Source organism: Streptomyces sp. MnatMP-M17 (assembly GCF_900091995.1).
GTDB lineage: Bacteria > Actinomycetota > Actinomycetes > Streptomycetales > Streptomycetaceae > Streptomyces.
The window spans coordinates 1-5,031 of sequence record NZ_FMDK01000698.1 but is presented as its reverse complement, the minus strand read 5'-3'; the positions used below and the strand labels follow the sequence as shown (position 1 = coordinate 5,031).

General features: G+C 72.7%; 3 protein-coding genes. All 3 read left to right on the top strand.

Annotated features, from left to right (window positions below):
- Positions 1 to 38 precede the first annotated feature (38 nt).
- Entirely contained in the window at positions 39 to 1,583 is a 1,545-nt protein-coding gene (locus GA0115259_RS28520; protein ID WP_093602359.1) for an alkaline phosphatase D family protein, read from the top strand.
- A gap of 139 nt (positions 1,584 to 1,722) precedes the next feature.
- A complete protein-coding gene (locus GA0115259_RS28515; RefSeq protein ID WP_093602357.1) occupies positions 1,723 to 3,099 on the top strand; it encodes an SWIM zinc finger family protein in 1,377 nt (458 codons plus the stop codon).
- A partial coding sequence (locus GA0115259_RS28510) for a DUF7824 domain-containing protein (protein WP_093602355.1) occupies positions 3,096 to 5,031 on the top strand: 1,936 nt, incomplete at its 3' end. The genes GA0115259_RS28515 and GA0115259_RS28510, both read left to right, overlap by 4 nt.

Below are 5,031 nucleotides of genomic sequence, written 5' to 3'. Positions count from 1 at the left end.
CCTCCGCCGGCGGCGCGAACTCTCCGGCCCGCCGCAGTGTGCTGCGCGGTTCGCTCGCCGCCTCGGCCGCGCTGGCCCTTCCCGGCGCCGCGCTCGCCACCGCGGCCCCGGCCCAGGCCCGGTCAGGACGGCCGAGTGCCGCCTGGGGCGTACAGGCCGGCGACATCACCACCTCCACCGGGCTGGTGTGGGTACGGTCCGACCGGCCCGCCCGGATGACCGTGGAGACCTCGGCCACCGAATCGTTCCGCCGCGCCCGGACCTGGCACGGACCTCTGCTCGGAGCAGGCAGCGACTTCACCGGGACGGTCCCGCTGAGCGGGCTGCCCGACGGTGAGCAGGTGCACTACCGCGTCACGCTCGCCGACCCGCACGATCCGCGCCGTACCGGCGAGCCGGTGTACGGCACGTTCCGTACCGCGCCCGCGAAGCGCCGGCAGGGTGTGCGGTTCGTCTGGTCCGGCGATGTCGCGGGCCAGGGCTGGGGCATCAACCCGGACATCGGCGGCTTCCGGGTGTACGAGGACATGCGCCGGCTCGACCCGGACTTCTTCCTGTGCAGCGGCGACACGATCTACGCGGACGGTGTGATCGAGCCGAGCGTGACGCTGCCCGACGGCCGTGTCTACCGGAACATCACCACCGAGGAGAAGTCCAAGGTGGCGGAGACGCTCGCCGAGTACCGGGGCAACTTCCGCTACAACCTGCTCGACGCGAACGTCCGCCGGTTCAACGCGCAGGTGCCGTCCATCGTCCAGTGGGACGACCACGAGGTGCGCAACAACTGGTATCCCGGGCAGATCCTGGACGACGTGCGCTACACCGAGAAGAACGTGGATGTGCTCGCCGCACGCTCCACGCAGGCGTTCCACGAGTACTTCCCCATCTCCGGCACGGGCGCGCGCGGGACGGACCGGCGTGTCCACAGGGTGATCAACCATGGTCCGCTGCTGGATGTGTTTGTTCTCGACATGAGGACATACCGCAACGCCAACTCGCCCGGCCGGCAGGCCGACGACACGACCGGCATCCTGGGCGCCGAGCAGCTCCAATGGCTCAAGCGCGAACTGTCGCGTTCGCGCGCGGTGTGGAAGGTGATCGCCGCCGATATGCCGATCGGTCTGGTCGTACCGGACGGTACGGTGAACATCGAGGCCATCGCCCAGGGCGATCCCGGCGCGCCGCTCGGCCGGGAGCTCCAGATCGCCGAACTGCTGCGGTACATCAAGCACCGGCGGATCACCGGCACGCTGTGGCTGACGGCGGATGTGCACCACACCTCGGCGCAGCACTACGAGCCGGAGCGGGCCGCGTTCAAGGACTTCGCGCCGTTCTGGGAGTTCGTGTCGGGACCGCTCGCCGCGGGCCAGTTCCAGGCCAGCGCCCTGGACGGCACGTTCGGTCCCGACCGCGTGTACGTCAAGGCCCCGGACCGGGCGAACGTCTCGCCGATGGAGGCGCCGCAGCTCTTCGGCGAGGTCGACATCGACGGCGGCAGCGGTGAACTGACGGTCCGTCTGCGGGCCCAGGGCGGCACGGTGCTGTTCACCAAGGTGCTCCAGCCGGGCCGCGTAGGGCAGTAGGCACGGTAGGCGCCGTCGTCAACGAGGGCCGAGGCGCCCGCGGTTGGCATGCGCCGCCCGCCTGTGCCTCGGACGAGGGAGCGCCCGGTGCTCCCTCGTCCGAGGCCCATTGTCAGTGCCGGGATCTAACGTCTTTTCCATGACGCGATCCACACAGGCAATGGCCTACTCCCGTCCGTCCGCCCTGGAGAGCGCCCCGGGCGGGCAGCTCCTCGGTCTGGAGACCTCCGGCGGGCTGACTCCCACCGGCGCCGAGGCGCATCCACGGTTCTTCTCTGGCTTTCTGGCCTCGCCCAGGGCCGCCGCCCGAGGGCTGCTGGCGGTCGCGGATGTCGCGGGCGCGCGCTACTACCAGCGGATACTGGGCGGTTCGCTGGACCCGGTGGTGACGGGGAACGGCGACCGGCTGCGCTTCGAGTCGTTCTCCGGCTGCTGCGGTGTGTACGCACGGCTCGATGTGGAGCCGGACGGGCTCGACGGCGCCCGGACGGGCCATGGCACGACCAATGTGGATGTGAACAGTCCGCTGCGCGAGGCCCTGTCGCGGATGACCGGAGACGATCCGCTCCATCTGCGAGTGGGCCCGGACGAGTTGGCGGTCACCACTGCCGAAGGGCCGGTGGTGGAGAAGAAGGTTCCGCTGCCCGACCGGTGGCTGCGCGGCTTCGCCGAGGCACAGGTCGTCTCCGCCGGGTTCGATCTGCGGGCCGAGCTGTCCGCCGGCGAGGCCGTCCGGTTTCTGCGCTCGCTGCCGCGCGGTTCGGGCACGGCCTCGCGCGGGGCGCGGTGGGTCGTACCGGCCGGGAAGACTCTGCGGCCGACCACCAGGCCGGTGCCGGGAGCCGTCTGTCTGCCGGGTCCCGAGCGGCTGGCCGCCTTGCGGCGTGTGCTGCGGGACGCCACGGCGCTGCGGGTGTACGGGCCGGTGACGGACGGCGAGCCGACGGCGAGTGCCTGGGAGGCGGTGCTGCCGGGCATGCGGCTCACACTGACTCTGTCGCCGAGCGCGGCGCGCGGATTCTCCGGCGAGGGCGGAGTGCTGGAGGCGCTGGCCACCGGCGAGGCGGCGGAGGACGCGGAGCTGGTGTCCGTACTGCTGGCGTGGGAGCCACGGATCGATCCGGCGGAGCTGGCCGGGCAGGCAGGGTTGACGGTCGAGCGCGTACGGGCGGCGCTGACCCGGCTCGGTACGGCCGGCCGGGTCGGCTATGACCTCGCGGACGCGTCGTACTTCCACCGCGAGCTGCCGTACGACGCGGACCGCGCCGAGCGGCACAATCCACGACTGGTCTCGGCCAGGGCCCTCCTCTCGTCGGGGGCGGTGGCGCTGGAAGGCGAGCCGGCCTCCGTGGCCTCGGGCGAGCGGCGCTATCAGGTGCGTGAGGCCGACGGCGTGCTGAGCTGCACCTGCCAGTGGTGGGCGGAGTACCGAGGCAGACGCGGCCCGTGCAAACACGCGCTGGCCGTCCGGATGGCGCGGCGCGAGGCCGTTGTGACGAGCGGTGGTGCGCGATGAGCGAGTTGCTCGACGCCGTACGGGCGGGCCGGGTCCAGGACATTCCCGGGCTGGTCAAGCCGCTGAGCGCGGCGGACAGGAAGACGGAGCTGGCCGCGCTGAAGGCGTTCCGCACGGAGATGCGCGGCTGGCCCTGGGACCAGTGGCGCGAGCGCAGAAAGGCGGGACACGCGCTGCTGGTGGCGGGAGCCGGCTGCCATACGGGGGCCGCGGCGACGGCGGCCTGGATCGGCGCGCGTGAGATCCGTGAAGGTCTCGGGCTGCCGCACGCCGAGCTGCTCGATCTGCTGGCGGAGCGTGATCCCGGCTGGCTCGGGGATGTGGCGCACCGGCTCGCGGGCCGGGCCTCGACCGCGCAGCTCGACCATCCGCTGATCGCGGGCCTGGTGCGGCTCGCGGGATGTCCGGTGCCGACCACTGACGCGTTTGTGCACGGCTGGGCGGAGGCCACGCCGTCGCACGGCAGGCTCCTGCCCGCGCTCCGGGCGGACCCGCTGGTGCGGATCATGGTGCCCAGGCTCTTCGAGACAGCCGAACTCCCTTCTCCTCTCGGCTGGTACGGCGATGCCGAGGAACCGCACCACTGGCCGACGGCACTCACCGTCCTCGCCGAGGAGGGCGTGGTGGAGCGGAGTCTGCTGGTGGACTCGTCCATCGCGCGTCTGCTGCGCGGCGGCGCACCGGGCGATCTGGGCTTCTTCCTGAATCTGCTGCGCCGGCTCGCGCCGACCGCGGACGAGGAGCGGGAGCATCTGGCCGACTGGATCGGTATGGCGGCGGACGGGCCGTCGACCGTGGCGGGTTACGCGCAGGGCGTGCTCGCCAGGCTGGCACTGGCGGGTGATCTGCCGGTGCGGAGCCTCGCGGACATGTCCCGATCGGTGCTGTTCCGGCCGGAGAAGAAGCTTGTCAGGGCCCAACTGGTGCTGCTGGGCAAGGTCCTGCGCGCGGACGGCGGCTCGGCCGGTGAGCTGCTGCCCGTCGTCGCCGAGGCGTTCGGGCACGAGGACACGGCTGTCCAGGAGCGGGCGCTGAAGCTGGTGGCGCGCCATCTCTCCGCCGTCGGTGCCGAGCCGCGGGCCGAACTGGTCCTGGCGGCGGCTTCGTTGAGCCCGGTCCACCGGGCGCGGGGCACCGAGGTGTTCGGTGAACTGCCGACGGGGCCGGATCCGGTCCCGTACGAGGAGATCCTGCCGCCCGCGCCGGTCCCGGCCCGTCTCGCTCCCGCCCCGGCGGGCCTCGCCGAGCTGGTCGAGGAGGTGGTGGCACTGGTCGTCTCGCGCGAGGAGGCGGCCTCGTTCGAACGGACGCTGGACGGGCTGGTGCGGCACGCCTACCGGGACCGGGCGGCGCTCGCCGACGCGCTGAAGGACGCGCTGGCCGATTGCTGGTGGCTGGACGGCGGACCGGAGCAGGACCGCGACCGGCGGTTCTCACGGATCCCCGACGGAGTGGAGGTGGTGGCGGCCTCCATATGCGAGCAGGTCTCCGTCACGGCGCTGTGGAACACCAGGTCGCGGGCCGCGGTACGGCAGTCCTGCGCGCACACCGTGCTGAACGGAGTCACCGAGGCGCGGCTGTGGGAGGCCGCCTTTCTGCTGCGCACCCGGCCGCTGCCCTTCCTGCTGGCCACGCCGACCTGGGAGACGGGCGCGCTGGATCCCGATGTCCTGGTCGAGCGGCTCAGCGAGTACCAGCGGCTCTGTGCCACGCCGGCTCCGGTGGACTTCGCCCAGGCCCTGCTCCGGGTACGGCGCGACTCCGACCCGGAGGCGGCGCGTGCGGCGGCGGCGCTCGGCACTCCTGAGGCCGACCGGCTGGCCGCCTGGCTCAGCGGGGACGGAACGGCACTGCCCGCGCTCGACTCCGCCGAGGAGCCCAGGCAGCCGGCGGCGGACGAGCCCGCCGAGGAGGGCCGCCGCTGGCTGGAGG

Coding starts and splice junctions, on each gene's coding strand:
- GA0115259_RS28515 (WP_093602357.1), top strand. CDS start 1,723: ATGACGCGATCCACACAGGCAATGGCCTACTCCCGTCCGTCCGCCCTG.